The organism is Leisingera sp. M658, assembly GCF_025144145.1.
GTDB lineage: Bacteria > Pseudomonadota > Alphaproteobacteria > Rhodobacterales > Rhodobacteraceae > Leisingera.
Genome location: NZ_CP083546.1, coordinates 1,837,109 through 1,856,480, shown reverse-complemented (window position 1 = coordinate 1,856,480; position 19,372 = coordinate 1,837,109). Strand labels below are relative to the sequence as shown.

At 61.8% G+C, this 19,372-nt stretch carries 17 protein-coding genes and 1 pseudogene; 5 read left to right on the top strand and 13 right to left on the bottom strand.

Annotation, left to right across the window (positions count from 1 at the left end):
- Window positions 1–7 precede the first annotated feature (7 nt).
- From K3724_RS09290 to K3724_RS09250, 9 genes and pseudogenes are all read right to left on the bottom strand, one after another.
- Window positions 8–487 (bottom strand): cytochrome c-type biogenesis protein, encoded by a 480-nt coding sequence (locus K3724_RS09290; protein WP_259992076.1) that lies wholly within the window; start codon window positions 485–487, stop codon window positions 8–10.
- Complete coding sequence (locus tag K3724_RS09285; RefSeq protein ID WP_259992074.1) at window positions 484–2,448, bottom strand: heme lyase CcmF/NrfE family subunit; 1,965 nt, start codon at window positions 2,446–2,448, stop codon at window positions 484–486. Before K3724_RS09285 ends, K3724_RS09290 begins: the two co-directional genes overlap by 4 nt.
- Before the next feature lie 78 nt (window positions 2,449–2,526).
- Entirely contained in the window at window positions 2,527–3,102 is a 576-nt protein-coding gene (locus tag K3724_RS09280) for a holin family protein (RefSeq protein WP_259992073.1), read from the bottom strand.
- Window positions 3,093–3,704, bottom strand: coding sequence for a holin-associated N-acetylmuramidase (locus K3724_RS09275; protein WP_259992072.1), 612 nt, complete (start codon window positions 3,702–3,704; stop codon window positions 3,093–3,095). Before K3724_RS09275 ends, K3724_RS09280 begins: the two co-directional genes overlap by 10 nt.
- Before the next feature lie 196 nt (window positions 3,705–3,900).
- Window positions 3,901–4,344 (bottom strand): cytochrome c maturation protein CcmE, encoded by a 444-nt coding sequence (gene ccmE, locus K3724_RS09270; RefSeq protein WP_259992070.1) that lies wholly within the window; start codon window positions 4,342–4,344, stop codon window positions 3,901–3,903.
- 42 nt (window positions 4,345–4,386) lie between these two features.
- On the bottom strand, window positions 4,387–5,415 hold the full coding sequence (argC, locus tag K3724_RS09265) for an N-acetyl-gamma-glutamyl-phosphate reductase (protein ID WP_259992069.1): 1,029 nt from the start codon (window positions 5,413–5,415) through the stop codon (window positions 4,387–4,389).
- 113 nt (window positions 5,416–5,528) lie between these two features.
- Window positions 5,529–6,338, bottom strand: coding sequence for a glutamate racemase (murI, locus tag K3724_RS09260; protein WP_259992067.1), 810 nt, complete (start codon window positions 6,336–6,338; stop codon window positions 5,529–5,531).
- 9 nt (window positions 6,339–6,347) lie between these two features.
- Window positions 6,348–6,479: pseudogene (locus K3724_RS09255) on the bottom strand (acyltransferase); the annotation flags it as partial.
- 182 nt (window positions 6,480–6,661) lie between these two features.
- Window positions 6,662–10,081: an indolepyruvate ferredoxin oxidoreductase family protein gene (locus K3724_RS09250; RefSeq protein WP_259992065.1), complete on the bottom strand. Its 3,420-nt coding sequence runs from the start codon at window positions 10,079–10,081 to the stop codon at window positions 6,662–6,664.
- Window positions 10,082–10,250: 169 nt separating this feature from the next.
- Here K3724_RS09250 and K3724_RS09245 point away from each other — a divergent pair, with 169 nt between their 5' ends.
- The 5 genes from K3724_RS09245 (at window position 10,251) to grxD (ending at window position 15,385) form a co-directional block, all read left to right on the top strand.
- Window positions 10,251–11,156 carry a LysR family transcriptional regulator gene (locus tag K3724_RS09245; RefSeq protein WP_259992063.1) on the top strand — a complete coding sequence of 302 codons (906 nt, stop codon included), beginning with the start codon at window positions 10,251–10,253 and terminating at the stop codon, window positions 11,154–11,156.
- Window positions 11,157–11,789: 633 nt separating this feature from the next.
- Complete coding sequence (purL, locus tag K3724_RS09240) at window positions 11,790–13,955, top strand: phosphoribosylformylglycinamidine synthase subunit PurL (RefSeq protein ID WP_259992061.1); 2,166 nt, start codon at window positions 11,790–11,792, stop codon at window positions 13,953–13,955.
- Between the two features lie 101 nt (window positions 13,956–14,056).
- Window positions 14,057–14,575: a hypothetical protein gene (locus tag K3724_RS09235; protein ID WP_259992059.1), complete on the top strand. Its 519-nt coding sequence runs from the start codon at window positions 14,057–14,059 to the stop codon at window positions 14,573–14,575.
- Between the two features lie 65 nt (window positions 14,576–14,640).
- The gene (locus K3724_RS09230; protein WP_019297755.1) at window positions 14,641–14,877 is read left to right on the top strand and encodes a BolA/IbaG family iron-sulfur metabolism protein; all 237 of its coding nucleotides are present in this window, start codon (window positions 14,641–14,643) and stop codon (window positions 14,875–14,877) included.
- A gap of 145 nt (window positions 14,878–15,022) precedes the next feature.
- The gene (gene grxD / locus K3724_RS09225; RefSeq protein ID WP_259992055.1) at window positions 15,023–15,385 is read left to right on the top strand and encodes a Grx4 family monothiol glutaredoxin; all 363 of its coding nucleotides are present in this window, start codon (window positions 15,023–15,025) and stop codon (window positions 15,383–15,385) included.
- Window positions 15,386–15,467: 82 nt separating this feature from the next.
- On the opposite strand, the gene K3724_RS09220 is transcribed toward grxD, so the two are convergent.
- The 4 genes from K3724_RS09220 to K3724_RS09205 form a co-directional block, all read right to left on the bottom strand.
- Window positions 15,468–16,637, bottom strand: a complete 1,170-nt coding sequence (locus K3724_RS09220) for a calcium-binding protein (RefSeq protein WP_259992053.1) — start codon at window positions 16,635–16,637, stop codon at window positions 15,468–15,470.
- Between the two features lie 182 nt (window positions 16,638–16,819).
- The gene (locus K3724_RS09215) at window positions 16,820–17,710 is read right to left on the bottom strand and encodes a calcium-binding protein (RefSeq protein WP_259992052.1); all 891 of its coding nucleotides are present in this window, start codon (window positions 17,708–17,710) and stop codon (window positions 16,820–16,822) included.
- Window positions 17,711–17,926: 216 nt separating this feature from the next.
- Window positions 17,927–18,328, bottom strand: coding sequence for a cell division protein ZapA (locus K3724_RS09210; protein WP_259992050.1), 402 nt, complete (start codon window positions 18,326–18,328; stop codon window positions 17,927–17,929).
- Entirely contained in the window at window positions 18,328–19,161 is an 834-nt protein-coding gene (locus K3724_RS09205; RefSeq protein ID WP_259992048.1) for a colicin transporter, read from the bottom strand. The genes K3724_RS09210 and K3724_RS09205 overlap by 1 nt, the downstream gene beginning before the upstream one ends.
- Window positions 19,162–19,372: the final 211 nt, after the last annotated feature.

Genomic DNA, 19,372 nt, shown 5'->3' with positions numbered 1-19,372 from the left:
CCCGGCGTCAATCCTTCAGGATTTTCCGCAGCCGCTCCTGCTCGTCAGCGCTCAGCCCCTGCTCGGCGGCCTTGGGCGCGCGGGCGCGTCCCCGCACATAAAAGACGGCGATCACAAGGGCGGCCAGCAGCATCAGCGGGCCAGCAGCCCACAACAGCCAGTTGGCGCCGCCGGTGGTGGGGCGCAGCAGCACATACTCGCCATAACGGTCGACGATAAAACTCATCGCCTCGTCGTCGCTGTCACCCGCCACCAGCCGCTCGCGTACAAGGACACGCAGATCACGGGCCAGTTCGGCATTGGATTCATCAATGCTTTCATTGCGGCAAACCAGACAACGCAGGTCCTTGGACAGCTCCCGCGCACGGCTTTCCAGCGCTGGGTCTGACAGGACCTCATCCGGCTCCACCGCCAGTGCAGGCGCCGGTGCAAGCACCGAGACGGTCAGCAACGCGGCCACGGCCAGGATCATTATTCGCAGCATCATTCTGCCGGCACTCCTGCTCCGGGTGATTTGCGCGCACCGGCGGCGACGCGGAAGCGCCGGTCGCTAAGGCTCAGCAGCCCGCCAAGCGCCATCAGGATCGAGCCGCCCCAGATCCAGTTGGCAAGGGGTTTGATATAGGTGCGCATGGTCCAGCTGCCATCGGCCTGCTGATCGCCCAGCACCACATAAAGGTCACGGGTGACACGGTAATCAATCGCAGCCTCGGTGGTTGGCATCCGGCTGACCGGATAGTCGCGCTTTTCCGGGAACATCACCGCTTCGGGCTGGCCGTTGCGCGTCACCTCGACCCGGCCTTTGGTTGTGAAATAGTTCGGCCCCTGTTCGCGGCTGACATCCGTCAGCATCAGGGTAAAGGCACCGACGTCAAAGGGTTCGCCGATGCGGGCCACGCGGATATCCTCCTGCTCCCAGGCCGTCAGGCCGGCGATGGCAAAGATTGTAATGCCCAGCCCGCCATGGGCCACGGCCTTGCCCCAATCGGCGCGCGGCAGCCGCAGCATCCGTTGCAGTCGGCCCGATTTGCCACTGCGCAGCCACAGGTCGGCCAGCGCCCCGAACACCATCCAGGATCCGAGGAACAGCCCGACCGGCCCCAGCGCGGACTTGCCTGTCTGCATCGCCCAGGCCAGCACGCCCAGCGACACCGCAAGAACAAAAACATAGCGCAGCTGCGAAGCGGTGCGCCCGATCCGGCCGCGTTTCCACGGCAGCATGGCGCCAACCGGCATGATCAGCCCCAGCGCGATCATGAAGGGGGTGAAGGCAGAATTGAAGAACGGCGGGCCGACGCTCAGCTTGCGGTCCAGCAGCATATCCGCGAGGATCGGCCAGACAGTGCCGAAGAAGACCACAAAGCAGCTGACCGCCAGCAGGATGTTATTGGCCACCAGCGCGCTTTCGCGGCTGACCATGCCAAAGACGCCCTTGGCCTCCATCGCCTGTGCGCGGGCCGCAAACAGCGTCAGCGCGCCGCCGGTGAAAAAGGCCAGGATGAACAGAATGAAGACGCCGCGTTCCGGGTCATTGGCAAAGGCGTGCACGCTGGTGATGATACCCGAGCGCACGATAAATGTCCCGATCAGCGAGAACCCAAAGGCCAGGATTGCCAGCAGGATGGTCCAACTCTTCAGTGCCTCTCGTTTCTCCACCACGATGGCGGAATGCAGCAGCGCAGCCGCCAGCAGCCAGGGCATGAACGAGGCATTCTCAACCGGGTCCCAGAACCAGAAGCCGCCCCAGCCCAGCTCGTAATAGGCCCACCAGGAGCCCAGCCCGATACCGATGGTCAGGAAGATCCAGGCCGCCAGCGTCCAGGGCCGCACCCAGCGGCCCCAGGCGGCATCAATGCGGCCTTCGATCAGGGCGGCCACGGCAAAGGAAAACGCCATGCTCAGCCCGACATAGCCAAGGTAGAGAAACGGTGGATGGAAGGCGAGGCCCGGATCCTGCAGCAGCGGGTTCAGATCCTGCCCGTCAAACGGCGGCACCGCCAGTCGCAGGAACGGGTTCGACGTGAACAGGATAAAGGCATAAAACGCCACGCCAATCGCTGCCTGCACCGCCAGAACCCGCGCCTTCAGCGTCGGCGGCAGCCCGCCGCCGAACACCGAGGCCATGGCCCCGAACAGGGCAACGATCAGCACCCACAGCAGCATCGATCCCTCGTGGTTTCCCCAAGTGCCGGAGATCTTGTACAGCATCGGCTTGGCCGAATGGCTGTTCAGCGTCACCAGCTTCAGCGAGAAATCAGAGGTGATGAACGCCCAGGTCAGCGCCCCAAAGGCAAAGGCGGTGAACAGGAACTGCGCCTGTGCCGCTGGTTCCGCCACGGCCATCCAGCCGGGCCAGCGCTTATGCGCGCCGATCAAGGGGATAACGGCCTGCACGATGGCAATCATGAAGGCGAGGATAAGGGCGAAGTGGCCAAGCTCTGTAATCATGTATTTTCCTATACGCCTGTCTGTTGCGGGCGCCAATGGCATTCGCCGCGCCATGCCGCCGCAGCCGCTAAAATGTGATCAGCCGCGACGGGCTTTCCAGGCTTCCAGCGCCGGATTCTCCTCTGCGCCCGTGGCCTGAAGCCGCGCTGCGGCGTCAGTTCCGGTGGAGGCCGCCGCGGGTGAAGCGGCCCGCAGCCTGTTCAGCGCGGCGATGTTTTCGACGGCCTGGGGAACCCGGGCCATGCTGGCCGCCAGACCGTGCTGAAACTCCTGTGCCTTCACCTGATGCCGCGCCCCGAAATAAAAGGAGACAATAACGCCCAGCAGCCACCACAACGGTTCCGGCACCAGCGCGAGCCCCTGCATCCGGGCGGCGAACCACACCGGGTCGCTCAGCGCAGACACCATCAGCGCCAGCGTCCCCAGCGCCAGCAGAGGGCGCGGCAACCGGTTCACCCCATCCATAAGGCGGTCAAACCAGCCTTTCGCGGGCTGCTGAAATTCGGTGCCAAACTGGCCAAGCGCTGCAATCTGCACCTCATGTGCGCGACCGGCGCCGGCTTCGGCGTTTTCGCGAAAGACTTCGGCAGTTTCCCGCAAGACATTACGCTGGCTGCCAAAAACAAGCCCCAGAATGTCTGAGATCATCCCCATGCCGCGATCCTTTCCTGAAAGGCCTGCTGGTTCAGATGGTAGTTCGGCGAGATGAATTCCTCGGCCCGTTTGATCCAGCCGCCTTTGCCGCCGGCACGGGTGCGGGCATATTTCCGGCTGGCCGGCCGACGGTCCGCTAGACGGAAATAATAATTGCGCCTCGCGATGCCATAGGCGTCGCGCAGGCCCGTCGCATCAACGGTGGCAGCATCAGCGGCGGCGCCTGCCGTCTGCGGTCCGATTGTGCCGTCCACCGCAACCCTGTACCCCATATCGCGCAGCAATCGCTGCAGGATGCGCACCGCGTTGCTGCCGGCATTCACATACATATCAAAGACCGTGGCCTGGAGGCACTCCGGCAGGCTGGCGATACGGGGCGCTTCGAAATAGTGGCGGATGAAAATGGCCACGGCCTGCGCGCGGGTCAGCGCCTTCACATCCCCGGCGTCCACATCCCCGTCGCCGGTCACATCCAGCCCCAGCCGCCGCAGGGTTCCAATGGTCACACCGTATTTGGTGACGCCGCCGGGGTCATCCGGATCATTCACAAAGCCGCCTTCCCGCGCCACAATCTCAGCGGCGATTTCCTTTACACTCTGCATCGAACCTCACCCTTTTCTGGTGAGGCAATCATCGTGAAAATACGAAAAGAACTCCTGACAGCGGCGTACGCATACTGCGCAACACCGCCTCAGGAACGCTGCCGCGCCGCGCACCGAGCGGCGCCCGGCCCAACGCAAAACGCCTCCCCGAAGGGAGGCGCATTTGGGGCGGGAGCCATTTGGTCAGAGACCGGTCTCAGGTTTCAGGCTCCTGATAGACCCCCTGCGCCTTCAGCGCATCCATGACTTCCTTGGGCATATAGGTCTCGTCATGTTTCGCCAGAATCTCAGAGGCTTCAAAGACGCCATTCACGTAACGCCCGGTGCCGACCATGCCCTGGTTCTCTTCAAACAGATCCGGCAGCACACCGGTATAGGCGACCTGCACCGTCGCGCCGCCATCAGTGACCGCAAAGCGCACGGTTTCACCCTGGCCGCGCTGCAGCGTGCCTTCCTCAACCAGCCCGCCGATGCGGAACACTTCGGAGGGTTTCGGCGGCGCCTCGGCCACCTGGCTGGGCGAGCGGAAATAGTTGATCCCGTCACGCATGGCATAGCCGATCAGGGCGGTTGCAACCACCAAAGCCACTGCGGCAACGGCAATGACCTGGATCCGGCGCTGTTTCTTCAGGTTCTTCATGGTGTCCTCATTTCAAGGTCCCTGCCTGCGCCGCCCCCCGGATCAGGGGAACAGCGGCGCCATCATCAGACCTTCGGTCTCAGTCTCACCTAACATCAGGTTTGCGTTCTGCAAGGCTTGGCCGCTGCTACCTTTTGTCAGGTTATCCAGTGTGGCGATCACAATGGTCCGGCCTTCGATCCGGTCCTGTGCCACACCGATATGGCAGAAGTTGGAGCCGCGCACATGGTGGGTGCTGGGGGCCTCGCCAAAGGGCAGCAGTTCGATAAAGGGCTCATCTGCGTAAGCCTTGGCAAAGGTCTCATGGATCGTCCGCGCGTCACCTTTTACATAGACGGTCGCCAGAATGCCCCGGTTGACCGGCAGCAGATGCGGGGTGAATTGCACCTTTACGGGGCGGCCCGCGATCTTGCTGAACTCCTGATCGAATTCGCCCAGATGCCGGTGGGTGCTGCCGATGGCATAGGCGTTATAGCCCTCGCTCAGCTCTGCGTGCAGCAGATTTTCCTTAAGCGACCGGCCGGCGCCTGAGACGGCGCATTTCAGATCCAGAATAATGTCGTCCAGATCAATGACCCCAGCCGAAATCAACGGGCGCAGGGCAAACTGACCGGTGGCTGCGTTGCAGCCGGTGCCGGCCACCAGACGCGCGGACTTGATCTCATCCCGGTAGAACTCGGTCAGGCCATAGACAGCCTCTTTCTGCTGTTCCAACGCGGAATGGGGATTACCGTACCATTTCTCATACTCCGCTGGATCACGTAGCCGGAAGTCAGCCGACAGATCCACGATCTTCAGGTTTGCGGGCAGTGCCGCAATCACTTCCTGGCTGGTCTTATGCGGCAGAGCGCAGAAGCACAGATCTATGCCGGAGAAGTCAATCTCGCCGATCTTGCACAGTACCGGCAGTTTCAAATGGCGCAGATGCGGGAAAACTTCCGCCATCGTCATGCCGGCCTTGCGGTCGGCAGAGAGCGCCGCAATTTCGATGTTCGGATGCTGGGCGATCAGCCGCACCAGTTCGGCGCCAGTGTAGCCGGAAGCGCCAAGAATAGCCACTTTATGGGTCATGTCAGACCTCGTCTTTCGATGTGATATGCCGTTCCGCAGCCATCTGCGGAGAGAATTAGGTGGAAATGCGCCCGTGCACTTTGACCTGGAACAAGGTTCCGAACGGTCTGGTCTCAGGCGGCCTGAAAGGTGATTTCCCGTCGGAGAAACTGGGTCGCCCGGTCGCTGACACGGCCCGGGTTTCCGGTGGTGAAGAAACCGCCGGCACCAGTACCGTGCATGTCGGGATGCCGTGCCAGGTAATCCGCCAGACTGTCCGCAACCAGATTGCCCTGGCTGAACACTTTGACCCCCGGCCCCAATGCCGCCTGGAAAGTCTGCTCCATCAGCGGGTAATGGGTGCAGCCCAGAATGGCAGCTTGCGGATGCGGCATTTTACGTTTCAGGGCATCCACATGGGAGCGCACCAGGGCCTCGGCGAGGATCATGTCGCCGTCCTCGATTGCGTCCACCACACCACCGCAGGCCTGGGCCTCGACATCGACGCCGATGGCGCGGAACGCCAATTCCCGCTGGAAGGCGCGGCTGGCGACAGTTGCAGGCGTGGCAAACAGCGCAACGTGTTTCACTTCGACTTCGCGCGGTGGCGAGTTGTCGCCCCACTGCCGCTCTGTCAGCGCTTCAATGAGAGGGACAAAAACCCCCAGCACCCGTTTACCCTTGGGCAGCCCGCCCTCCTGCATCCGGCGCAGCGCCGCCGCAGAGGCCGTGTTGCAGGCCAGGATCACCAGATCGCAGCCTTTGCTCCACATATCTTCGACCGCAGCCCTGGTCAGCTGATAGACATCCTCGGCATCGCGCACACCGTAGGGCGCGCGGGCGTTGTCGCCGTAATAAAGGAAATCCAAATCCGGCAGACGTTTCTGCACGGCGTCAAGGACGGTCAGCCCGCCCAGTCCTGAATCAAAGATGCCTACAGCCATGTCGCCTTCTCACGCGTGGTGTTTCTCTTCGAACTCAACCCCGTACCCGTAGGATTTGAGCGGTACTGAAGAAAGCTCATACGTCGCTTTGCGAAAGAAATCCATAAGTGCTTTTGTGTCTTTGGCCATTGGCGCCAGAACGCCGCAAGTATCGTTGCTGCAAAGCCAGACCGGGGCGCTGCCCCGGACCCCGGGGTATTCAGGACCAGAAAGAAGCGGCGGAACGGCAAACGCCGCGCGTCAGCGCGGCGCCGGGCCCAACCGGGAAGGACCATCCTGCGGATGGTCCGGAGCGGGCGGGAGTGTCCCCGCCCTGCCCCTGGTTACTCTGCCGCCTGTTTCAGCGGCACGCCGCCCTGGCGCAGGGCTGCCAGCAGCTCCTCACGGCGCTTCGCGGCTTTCTGCTCATTTGCCATCTTCACCGGACCAAAACCGCGAATCGAGAGCGGCAATTCAGCCAATGCCAGCAGAGGCTCCATGATGTCCGGCGCCGCTTTCGGCAGCCACTCCATCATGTCCGCTTCATATTGCTTGATCAGGGCGCGCTCCATCTTGCGTTCCTCGGTGTAGCCGAAGATGTCGAGCGGTGTGCCGCGCAAGGATCTCAGCTTGGCCAGCAGGCGGAACCCGTGCTCCATGCTTGCACTGAACTTGCGCTTTTTCGGACGCCCGTCCGCATCGGTGCCGCCCAGCATCGGCGGTGCCAGGTGATAGGACAGCTTGAGATCGCCTTCAAACTCCGCCTCCGCCTTGGCGCGGCTGTCGAGCAGCAGGCGGGCGACTTCGTATTCGTCCTTATAGGACAACAGCTTGTGATAGCCCTTTGCCACCGCCTCTTTCAGCGCGGGATCGTTGACGCCCTCCAGAAGCTTGGCATAACGCTTGGCCAGACCTTTGCCCTGATATGCGACCAGATGATCGGCACGGAAAGCGATCTTCTCCTCGAGGGTTTTCGGCTTTTCTGATGCGTCCGGCTGGCTCAGACGGGCTGCGTCTTCAGGGTGCAGCACCGCCCAGCGGCCGATGTCAAAGGCGCGCAGGTTGCGCTCAACAGCAGCGCCGTTCAGCGTGATGGCCTGCTCGACCGCTTCATGGCTGACAGGCACCAGGCCGCGCTGCCAGGCACCGCCGAACACCATCATGTTGGAGAAGATCGAATCCCCCATGGTGGCGCGGGCCAGTTCGGACGCGTCGAACAAATCGACCCGGTCGCGCAGGCGGGCCTGCAGCGCCACTTCCAACCGGTCCGAAGGCACCTTGAACTCGGTGTTCTTGGTGAACTCGCCGGTGATGATTTCATGGCTGTTCACCACTGCGCCGGTCCGGCCGGTAGAGGTTAGGCCAAGGGTCTTGGCCCCCGCACTCACCACCAGGTCACCGCCGATCAGCGCATGCGCCTCGCCGGTGGCGACGCGGATCGCCGAGATATCATCGGGTGAATTGGCAATCCGGCAGTGGATATGCACTGCGCCGCCTTTTTGGGCTAGGCCGGCCATTTCCATCAGCCCGGCACCCTTGCCGTCAATCTGTGCGGCTTGCGCCAGAATGGCGCCGATGGTCACAACGCCAGTTCCGCCGACGCCGGTGATTACCACGTTGTGGGTGCCGTCAATGGCCGGCAGTTCCGGCTTTGGCAGATGCGGCAGGTCGATGTCGGCCGTCGCCTCCTTGCGGATCTTAGCGCCCTCGACTGTCACGAAGGACGGGCAGAAGCCGTTGACGCAGGAGAAGTCCTTGTTGCACGACGACTGGTCAATCGCCCGTTTGCGGCCCAGTTCGGTGTCCTTGGGCACGATGGAGACGCAGTTCGACTGCACCCCGCAATCGCCGCAGCCTTCGCAGACGTCGGTGTTGATAAACACCCGCTGGTCCGGGTCCGGGAACTGGCCCTTCTTGCGGCGGCGGCGTTTTTCGGCGGCGCAGGTCTGGATGTAGATGATGGCGGAAACGCCCTCGACCTGTTCGAACTCGCGCTGGATCTTCATCATTTCGGCGCGTTCATGCATCCGCATGCCCGCCGGGAACAGGGACGCGTCCACATCCTCTTTTTCGTCATAGACCACCGCGATGGTCTTGACGCCCATCGCGGTCAGCTCATGCGCGATCTGCTGCGCGGTCAGCCCGCCTTCGGCCTGCTGGCCACCGGTCATCGCCACCGCGTCATTATAGAGGATCTTGTAGGTGATGTTGGTGCCTTCGGCCAATGCGGCCCGGATCGCCTGTACGCCGGAGTGGTTATAGGTGCCGTCGCCCAGGTTCTGAAACACATGCTTGCGGTTGGAGAACGGCGCCTCGCCCACCCAGTTGACACCTTCGCCGCCCATATGGGTGAAACCGGTGGTCTCGCGGTCCATCCACTGCACCATAAAGTGGCAGCCGATGCCAGCATAGGCGCGGGAACCGTCCGGCAGTTTGGTTGACGAGTTATGCGGGCAGCCGGAACAGAAGTAGGGCAAGCGGGTTGCGATTTCCTCGGCGTTGTCGGCGCGGCGGGCCTCTGACAGGTTTTCGAGGCCGGCACGGATGGCCTCGGTCTCGCGGCCTTCCTCAATCAGGATGCCGCCCAGTTTTTCGGCGATCATGATCGGATCCAGCGCATAGCGGGTCGGGAACAGCTCCTCGCGGTGCATGCTGCCGGCGCCGCCCTTGTACCAGCCATAGACCCGGCGGCCCTGGCGGTCGTCAAAGATCGCTTCCTTGATCTGGATCTCGATCAGCTTGCGCTTTTCCTCGACCACAACGATCAGATCCAGCCCTTCGGCCCAATCGTGGAAACCCTTCATGTCCATCGGCCAGGTTTGACCCACCTTATAGGTGGTCAGCCCCAGCCGTTCGGCCATGTTTTCGTCGATGTTCAGCAGCTTCAGCGCATGCACCAGATCAAGCCAGTTCTTGCCGGCGGCCACAAAGCCGATCTTGGCGCCGGGCTTGCCCCACATGCGCTTGTCCATCTTGTTGGCGTGGCTGAAGGCCTCTGCCGCAAAGCGCTTGTAGTCGATAATCCGGTCTTCCTGGCGGAAGCGGTCGTCGTCCAGGCGGATGTTCAGCCCGTCGGCCGGCATATCGAATTCCGGCGTGACCAGCTGCATCCGGTCCGGGTTTGCATCCACAACCGAGGTGACCTCAATCGTGTCTTTCATGGTTTTGAGGCCGGTCCACAGGCCCGAGAATCGCGACAACGCATAGCCATAGATGCCGTAGTCCAGGATTTCCTGAACACCCGCCGGGCTGACGATCGGCAGGTAGCAGTCCAGCAGCGACCATTCCGACTGGTGCAGCACGGTGGAGCTTTCGCCGGTGTGGTCATCGCCCATCGCCAACAGCACGCCGCCGTGTTTTGACGAGCCGGCCATATTGGCATGGCGGATCGCATCGCCCGAGCGGTCAACACCCGGCCCCTTGCCGTACCACAGGCCAAAGACACCGTCGTATTTGCCTTCGCCGCGGACCTCGGCCTGCTGCGAACCCCACAGGGCGGTCACGGCCAGGTCTTCGTTCAGCCCGTACTGAAAGGTGACATCCGCTGCCTTCAGATGCTTTTCGGCCTTGCTCATTTGCAAATCGACCGCCCCCAAGGGCGAACCGCGGTAGCCGGTGACAAGCCCGGCGGTATTGAGACCTGCCGCCTGGTCGCGGTGCTTTTGCATCAGCATCAGCCGCACCAGCGCCTGGGTGCCATTCAGCAGCACCGGCGATTTCGTCAGGTCGTATTTGTCATTAAGTGAGATTTTCGGCGTGCTCATCGTGGCCTCCTCAACCGGGATTAGCTTGCACTTTCTGACCCCAAGAATAGGTCATAATTACTGACCTGAATAGCTGCTTTTTTTTCGTTTTTGCTCGCTTGCGTCAGCGAAACTGATACATAACTAAGATTTCATACAGTCGGCCCCAAACGCACAGAAAGTAACGCATATGGATTGGGATAAGCTCAGAATATTTCACGCGGTGGCCGATGCGGGCAGCCTGACCCATGCCGGTGACAGGCTGAATCTGTCGCAATCGGCGGTCAGCCGCCAGATCCGGGCACTGGAGGAAAGCCTGAATGCGACGCTTTTCCACCGCCATGCGCGCGGACTGATTCTTACCGAACAGGGTGAGCTGCTGTTTGACGCCACCCAATCCATGTCCACCCGGCTTGAAGCCGCCTCTGCCCGCATCCGCGACAGCGAGGAGGAAGTGTTCGGCGAACTGCGTGTCACTACAACTGTCGGGTTCGGTACCCTGTGGCTGGCGCCGCGGCTGACCAAACTGTATGAACAATACCCCAATCTGAAGATCGACCTGATGCTGGAGGAACGTGTGCTGGACCTGCCGATGCGCGAGGCTGATGTGGCCATCCGCATGAAGGAGCCGAGCCAGGCAGATCTGGTGCGCAAACGGCTGATGACGGTGCGGATGGGGCTTTATGCCTCGCCGTCTTATCTGGAACAGCGCGGCACCTTGGAAACCGTTGAAGATATTTCCCAGCACCGGCTGATCTGCCAGAACCAGCGGTCCGCCCAAGTGGGCTCAGCCGCGGTGCTGGGCAAAATGCTGATGGCGCATAACCCGGGATCGCTGCTGACGGTGAACAATTACTTCGGCGTGCTGCAGGGCGTGCTGCACAATCTGGGTGTTGGTATCCTGCCGGATTATGTGACCGAGGAATTCCCGCAACTGGTCGAGGTGCTGCCGGAAGAGGATCAGCACAGCGTTCCGGTCTACCTCGCCTATCCCGAAGAACTGCGCCATTCGCAGCGGGTCGGCGCGTTCCGCGACTTTGTGCAATCCGAAATCATGGCGCACCGGAAACACATGAAAGAGCTGGGCAAACTCTGAACCGCGCCAGCGCATCAACGGGCTAAATTCGCGCTGCAATGCAGCGGCGTGGCCCGTTTTGAATTGTTTGAACCGGTGCAGCACCCCAAGCCATGCAATTTCCGCATACCAGCATTGACCCATCTTTGGCATTAATCCCCTTGAAGGGGCAGGCCCGGCGCCCTAAATGAAGCTCATGGAGGCGGCGGCTTCGCCCCCCTTCATACCTCCCTGTTGGACTTCGGCCGAGCTTAGTGCTCGGCCTTTTTTTTGGCCGTAACACATTGGTCCCAAAGGGGTATTGATCGACAGGCGGTCTGGATAAGCGTGCCCTGATCCTGACAGCTTGCGGCGGCCCGCCATTGGGTCCGGACATGCCCTTGGATAGCAGCACGAAAAAAACAAAGTCTTTTCCTTTCTTTTTCCAACCAGTGCGGACTTTCGTCATGCTTGTAATTTCAGCGCCCGTCCGGCTCCGCGCCCGCAATTCTACCGCTTTGAAAAGACTAAAGCTTAACCCTGTTCAGCAGGCCAGCCGCTGCGGCGCAAAGACGCCTTGGCCGGCATCTGGCCGGAATTCGTCTAATTCCGCTTCCCCCGCGCCCCTCCTTGCCCTAAAAGGCGCGCAATCGCAGCCATTGGGGACGTTTACGGATGCAGGAACCCGCCATCACGCCTGAACTGATTGCCAATCACGGGCTGAAGCCCGACGAATACGATCTGATCCTGGAAATCATCGGGCGCGAGCCGACGTTCACCGAGCTGGGCATCTTCTCGGCGATGTGGAACGAGCACTGCTCTTACAAGTCTTCCAAGAAATGGCTGCGCACCCTGCCGACCGACGGCCCGCAAGTGATCTGCGGCCCCGGCGAGAACGCCGGCATCGTCGATATCGGCGACGGCGATGCCGTTGTTTTCAAGATGGAAAGCCACAACCACCCCTCCTACATCGAACCCTATCAGGGCGCGGCAACCGGGGTTGGCGGCATCTTGCGCGACGTCTTCACCATGGGCGCGCGGCCCATCGCCTCGATGAACTCGCTGTCCTTTGGCGAGCCGTCCCACCACAAGACCCGTCAGCTGGTCAACGGCGTGGTTGAGGGCATCGGCGGCTATGGCAACTGCTTTGGGGTGCCTTGCGCGGGCGGTGAGGTCCGCTTTCACCCCGCCTATAACGGCAACTGCCTGGTGAACGCCTTTGCTGCGGGCCTGGCGAAGACCGACGCCATCTTCTACTCCGCCGCGTCGGGTGTTGGCATGCCGGTTGTGTACCTGGGCGCCAAGACCGGCCGTGACGGCGTCGGCGGTGCCACCATGGCCTCGGCAGAATTCGACGACACCATCGAGGAAAAACGCCCTACCGTTCAGGTTGGCGACCCGTTCACTGAAAAGCGCCTGATGGAGGCCACGCTGGAGCTGATGCAGACCGGCGCGGTGATCTCGATTCAGGACATGGGTGCGGCGGGCCTCACCTGCTCGGCCGTGGAAATGGGCGACAAGGGCAAGCTGGGCGTCAAACTGAACCTGGAAGACGTGCCGCAGCGCGAAGAGAACATGACAGCCTATGAGATGATGCTGTCGGAATCTCAGGAACGCATGCTGATGGTGCTGAAGCCGTCGCTGGAAGCCGAAGCGCGTGCGGTGTTCGAGAAATGGGACCTGGACTTTGCCATCGTCGGCGAGACCATTGCAGAAGACCGTTTCCTGATCCTGCACAACGGTGACGTGAAGGCGGATCTGGTACTGTCCAAACTGGCCTCCACCGCGCCGGAATACGACCGCCCCTGGGTCCCGACCCCGGCGGCTGAACCGCTGGCCGACGCCGACGTTCCCACCATTGACCCGATTGATGGCCTCAAGGCGCTGCTCAACTCGCCCAACTACGCGGGCAAGCAGTGGGTCTACGAACAATACGACACCACCGTGATGGGCGATACCGCCCGCCGGCCCGGCGCCGGTTCCGGCATTGTCCGGGTGCATGGCACGGATAAGAAGCTGGCCTTCACCTCGGACGTGACCCCGCGCTACGTGATGGCGAACCCCTATGAGGGCGGCAAACAGGCGGTGGCCGAGGCCTATCGCAACCTGACAGCTGTGGGCGCCAAGCCCTTGGCAACAACGGATAACCTCAACTTCGGCAACCCCGAAAAGCCCGAGATCATGGGCCAGTTTGTCGGCGCCATCAAAGGCATCGGCGAGGCGGTTGCGGCGCTCGATATGCCGATCGTCTCCGGCAACGTGTCGCTGTACAATGAGACCGACGGCAAGGGCATCCTGCCGACCCCAACCATCGGCGCCGTCGGCCTGATTGCCGCGGGCGAAGAGCCGATCACCGGCGAAGCGCGCGACGGCCATGTCGCCCTGCTGGTGGGGGAAACCATTGGCCACCTGGGCCAGTCGGCGCTGCTGGCCGAGGTCTTTAACCGCGAGGACGGCGACGCCCCGGCGGTAGATCTGGAGGCTGAGAAGCGCAACGGCGAGTTCATCCGCGCCAATCGCGATTTCATCAAAGCCTGCACCGACCTTGGCGACGGCGGCTTGGCGCTGGCGGCGTTCGAGTTGGCCGAGGAAGCCGGCGTCGGCGTGCAGATTGACGCGGGCGACACCCAGACTGTCTTCGGCGAAGACCAGGCGCGCTACCTGATCGCCTGCAACTTTGATCAGGCCGAGGCGCTGATGCTGGCCGCCGGCCAGGCCGGTGTGCCATTGGTTACTGTCGGCAAGTTCGGCGGCGACATGGTCAAGATCGGCGGATCCGAGGCGCCGCTGGCCGAGCTGAAGGACATCTTCCGCTCCAGCTTTGCCGCTGCTGTCGCCTGATGGAAACACGCGGCGCCTTTGATCCGGCGCCGCAGCAGACTGATGCTTAGGGTGGGGTGGCACAGCCGTCCCGCCCTTTGTTTTGAACCGGGGACCGGCCCATGACCCTTCCTGAGCTGACAGAGGATTGCAGCCGCTGCGCAGGTCTGTGCTGTGTGGCCTATCCGTTTGAGGCGCATGAGGACTTTGGCCTGCTGAAACAGACAGATACCCCCTGCCCCAACCTCGCTCCGGATTTCCGATGCAGCATTCACTCCAGCCTGGCTGCCTGCGGCTTTGGCGGCTGCGTCGCCTATTCTTGCGCCGGGGCCGGCCAGAGGGTTACGCAAGTGCTGTTTGACGGCGAAACCTGGCAGGATGACCCGGACCTGCTGACCCATATGACCCACGCCCTGCGGGTGCTGCGGCCCATCCACGAAGCGCTTCTGGTGCTGCAGGAGGCCGCTGCGCTGCTGCTGCCCCAGGACTTGCGCAACCGTTGCAACGAACTGACTGCCGCAATGTGCCCGGATGAGGCTTCCTCCATCTGGGAATTTGAGGAAGAGGCCGTACAGGACGCCCTGGCGGCAGTGCCGGAATTCGTCGAGACAATCGCGCCCTTTGCACAAGACCGCGGTTAATCCCGCTTGCACAGCCCCCGGCACCAACCTACATTTTTACCAAACAAGACAAAGGACTTCCCCGGATGCCCATGCAAGCCCATGAAATCGAAGAACTGCTGCGCGAGAGCTTCCCCGACGCTGAAATCCAAGTGGCCGGCACCGACGGGGTGCATATGTCCGCCATGGTCGTCGACGAAAGCTTCCGCGGCAAGAACCGCGTCCAGCAGCAGCGCGCCGTCTATGCCGCGCTGAAAGGCAAGATGGACGGCCCCGATGGTGAGTTGCACGCCCTGGCCCTGACGACAAAAGCACCAGAGTAATCCGCCTGGGCTGGCTGCTTGAATTTGCGGGAAATCAAGTTTCTCCGGCCGCGGCCCTTTTATTGCTGCCAATTGTGGCATATCTCGCGCTCAACGACTTTCTGCCGGTCCACCCACGACGGCACGACGAAAAGGACATGAACCAATGACCGACGTAAAAAACCGCATCGACGAAACCGTCAAAGCCAGCGACGTGGTGCTGTTCATGAAGGGCACCAAGGAAATGCCCCAGTGCGGCTTCTCCTCTCGCGTGGCTGGGGTTCTGAACTACATCGGCGTTGACTACACCGATGTGAACGTGCTGGCGGATGAGGACATCCGCTCCGGCATCAAGGAATACTCCGACTGGCCGACCATTCCGCAGCTTTACATCAAGGGCGAATTCGTCGGCGGTTGCGACATCATCACCGAGATGACCCTGTCAGGCGAGCTGGATGGCATGTTCGAACAGAACAGCATCGCTTTTGACAAGGATGCTGCCGACAAGATCCGCGAAGCCAACGGTTAAAAGCTGAAGGCTCTTTTCATCACAAAGGCCTGCCGCATTCTGTTGCGGCAGGCCTTTTTTGTTTCGTGACGGATGCGGGGTTTTACGCTGCGTCGATCAGCACCAGGTCATCGGCGGTAAAGGTATCGCCGGCCCCCTGCAACCGGGCCACAATCTCGCCCTGCTGCAGGATTAGCGCATCGCCTGTTTCCGCATCGTTTTCAACGCTGTAGTCGTCGGCATTCACGGTTTCGCTGCCATTGTCAAAAACCAGCTGGACCACGTCTTCGCCCGGCGTGTAATCGGTGATGGTGATGACACCGGTTGCGTCCTGCGACATATACAGGCCGAAGTTATCCTGACCTTCGCCGCCGGTTCCGGTATCGCCGGCGCCCATCAGCAGGAAGTCATTGCCGGCACCGCCATCCAGCGTATCCGCGCCATCTGCCGCGTTGGAGAAGCCGACGCCCTCAAGCGTTGCACCCTCATCCTGGTCGCGCAGGCTGGCAATCTCTTCCGGTGTCAGGTCCCGCGTCAGGTTTACCCCGCTCAAGGCATCATTGCCGGCGCCGCCATTCAAAACATCCGCGCCGTCGCCGCCGATCAGGTCGTCATCCCAGGTACCGCCGTCCAGCGTATCGTCGCCGCCGTCGCCGAACAGAACGTCGATGCCGCCATCGCCGGAAATCGAGTCATTTCCGGCACCGCCGTAGGCAATGTCGTGAAATTCGCCGCCGGAGATGGTGTCATTGCCTTCGCCGCCATAGGCCACGTCTTTTCCGGCGCCGGCAATCAGCACGTCGTTTCCGATGCCGCCTGTCAGACTGTCATAGCCCAGGCCGCCAACCAGCGAGTCGTTCCAGTCGCCGCCGTCCAGCGTATCGTTGCCGCCTTCACCGAAAATCGTGTCGAGGCCGCCGTCGCCGGACAGGAGGTCATTGCCGTTGCCACCGTAGATCAGATCATGAAACGCGCCGCCGGACACCGTGTCGCTGCCGTCGCCTGCCAGAACTGTGTCTTTGCCCTCGCCGCCCGAGATCTGATCATTGCCGCCCCCGGACTGCACCCGGTCGGCCCCGGTTCCTGCGTCCAGAACATCGTCTTCATCCCCCAGGATCAGATCGTCCGGCCCATCCGTAGGAAGGGTCCCCGGCAGAACAGGTTCAGGGTTTTCGTCAATGGGATCCGGCTCGGGCGCGTTATCATCGCCGTCATCAAAGCTGATCGCCAGGCCGGCAACTGCCAATGTGCTTAGAACAAGTGCGCCAATCATTTAGTCCCCCAAAAGTAGAAAGCAGAAATACATCACAACTCAGCTACGGGAATTCTTCAAATTGGTCCAGATTTTGTTGTTATTTTGCCTAAAAATTGCCGTAAACGGTTTGTTCCCCATAGAGAAACAGTGAAATCAGGTCTGCAATCACAGCCGCGAAACCGGTGGCTATTCAGGCCGGGTCAGCCTGCATTCGCGGATGCATTGCCCAAAAAGCCCAGGTTTTCCAAGGCAAAACTGTCGCCGGCCCCCAGCAGCCTTGCAACCAGTTTGCCGTTCTCCAGGACAAGCGCATCGCCGCTGTCTTCCTCCCGCTGGATGCTGAAACCGCCGGTATTGCCGCCAGCGACCCGAACGGTATCGGTGCCGGCCTCAAAGTCCTTAATCGTGATTACGCCGTTTGCATCCGGATCACGGTGCAGCTCAAACACATCCTTGCCGCTGCCGCCAATGGCGGTATCCCCTGCCCCCAAGGCCAGGAAGTCGTTGCCATCTCCGCCGTCCAGCGTGTCAGCCTCATCATCCGCGGACAGGGCAAAAATATTCTCTGCCAGCACCTTGCCGTCGCGCAGGGATTTCAGCGTCCCGGCGTCCGGCTCCGGGTCAACACTGACGCCAAAGAGATTGTCGTTGCCACGCCCGCCGGACAAGTCGTCCGAACCTTCCCCGCCTGCCAGCACATCATCCCAATCCCCGCCGATCAGCGTGTCGTCGCCGGTGCCGCCGAACAGGATATCCTTGCCGCCTTCGCCGTCCAGCACATCCGCGCCCGCACCGCCCAGCAGAATGTCGTGGAATTCGCCACCAGACAGAAGATCTGCGCCGCCCTCACCTTGCAGGATGTCCAGCCCCAGGCCGCCGGAGACCGTATCATCGCCGCCACCGGCACGCACCTGGTCATTGCCGCTGCCGGCATCAATGCTGTCCGCCTCATCGCCAAGCTGCAGGCGGTCGGAATTTTCCGTGGGTTCTGTATCGGGCTGCTCTTCTTCCGGCAGCGGCAGGTCAAAGTCATAAGCACTTGCCGAGGCGCCGGCCAGCAACAAGACTCCCAGGATCAATGCTTCGTACATTCTGTGCTGCTCCACTGCGTCAGGACTTCTTCCCCTGCGGTGAAGCTACCGCAAACACCCGCCGCAGACGAGCATCGGGCGGCCTGATTACATGAAAAACAGTGTTTCCGGCGGGTCCGGCAAAGGCCGGAAAACGAACAATATTTTGCCGCTTTCCTCCGCCTCTGCACAGGCGCGCGCCAGTTCCTGGCCTGCCGGTTCCCAGCCTGCGGGCTCTTAGCCTGCCGGTTGGGCTTTTTCTTCGATTTCCTGTGCCAGCGCTTCGGTCCGGGCGGCCAGTTCGGCCAGGCTCTCGGCGACCTGCGGCGGCACGATCGGGACTTCGATCCGCTCCGGTTCCGGTGCAGGCATGGCGCGAAGATCCGCCAGCTCCTGGTCACGCTCAGCCAGGACGGCCTCGACTTCCTTGATCCGGTCCTCAACCGCCGCCGTTTTGTCGGCCAGCATCAACCCGGCCATCAGCAGCATCCGCGCCTCGGGCATCCGGCCGATCTGGTCCGACAGCACCTGCGCCTCGTCGTCCAGCATCTTGGCAGCAGAATGCAGATAGCTTTCCTCACCCTCCTGGCAGGACACCTCAAAGCCGCGGCCGCCGATCATTATCGTTACTTCGGGCATCAGACTTCCTCCCCTTCCGGCAGGTTGCGGGCATTGGCCAAGAGCGGTTCCAGCTTGGCCAGCACCGCGTTAACCTGGGCCTGGTCGCTGGCTTGCGCCGCGCGCAAGCCCACGATCTCGGCTTCCATGGCGGTGTTGATCAACCCGGCATCGCCCAGGCTTTGGGCATTTGCATCGCGCAGCGCGGTGTTGGAGGCCCGCAGTTCCTCGTTGGCCTGGCGCAACTGCTGCAGTTCGGTATCAAGCCGCAGCAGGGTGTCATTCTGGCGTTCAATCTCGGCGCCCCTGTCCTGGGCCGGGGCCGCTTCCGCCGGTGCTGCCGCAGCAGCCGACGCCTCCTCCAGCTGGGCCTTCAGGCTGTCATTGGCAGCCTGGGCCTCAGACAGCTGGTCTTCCAGCGCTTCCTTGTCACTGGCGGCGGTATTTGCCGCGGCCTCCAGCTCGCCCTTAAGGCGCGCAACTTCACCGCGCAGGGCTTCCTTTTCCGCCGGATCGCCAGCTTCGTTGCGCAACAACTGCAGCTCGGCTTCCATCGCCGCAATATCTTCATTTGCGGCGGGAGCCTGGTTTCCGGCTTCCTGCAGCCGTGCGCGCAGCACCTTCACCCGCTCTTCAAGCTGGGCATTGGCGAGCTTTTCTTCTTCCAGCGCCTGTTCAATCTCAGCCGTCGCAGCCCCGGCAGCAGCCGCTTCCGCCGCCTTAGCGGCCTCGGCAGCAACCTCTGCGGCCTTGACCTTATCCGCTTCGCGCGCCTCTTGCAGCGCAGCCGTGCCGGTGCCGATACGTTCCAGCGCCGCCTGGATGCGGCCTTGCAATTCTTCAATCTGGTTCATGCCTGTCCCTCACCCGTCCACATCAGTGCCATATTCATTCCGGCGCCCGCGCGAATCGCGCATCTGCCGCCGACATGGGCCAGTTCTTCCCTTTCAGGGATAAAACACCCCCCCTTGTCTTTCAACCACTTGCCGCGCCAACTTCGCGCAACATAGCAGACATAGGCGCAACCATGCTTGATCTTTGCGGCATCGCTGTTATTGAGCGCAG